The organism is Citrobacter sp. TBCS-14 (assembly GCF_005280805.1).
GTDB classification, from domain to species: Bacteria; Pseudomonadota; Gammaproteobacteria; order Enterobacterales; family Enterobacteriaceae; genus Citrobacter; species Citrobacter gillenii.
Genome location: NZ_SZWM01000186.1, coordinates 1 through 332, shown reverse-complemented (window position 1 = coordinate 332; position 332 = coordinate 1). Strand labels below are relative to the sequence as shown.

The window sequence follows — 332 nt, the reverse complement described above, 5'->3', positions numbered from 1 at the left end:
TGCTCATTACCAGAGATTTGGCAACGGACCCTGAGTCGCAGCTCAGAGTAAGCATTTGCCCTGCTAAGGTTACGTTTCCCTGCGCAGTGGCAGATAAATCCGCCCATGCGCCACCCGCAGAGAATTCGCTTGCGTCCAGGTCACCTAAATCCATATCAGAAGCGGCAATATAACAGCTACCGGTAACCAGCTCCGCCTTAACCGTTAATACATTTGTATTGGTACTGATTGCGGCCCATAGCGGTGTGGATATCAGCAATAAGACTGTTGGGATAAATTTCATGGTGGCTCCTACTGATAGGTGGTAGTGAACGTCAACGAACCGTTGAAGG

The 332-nt window shown here is 49.7% G+C and carries 1 pseudogene; it reads right to left on the bottom strand.

Features of this window, described 5'->3' with window-relative positions:
• Positions 1–283 (bottom strand): annotated as a pseudogene (locus FDX22_RS30425) (fimbrial protein StaF); the annotation flags it as partial.
• Between the last annotated feature and the right edge of the window lie 49 nt (positions 284–332).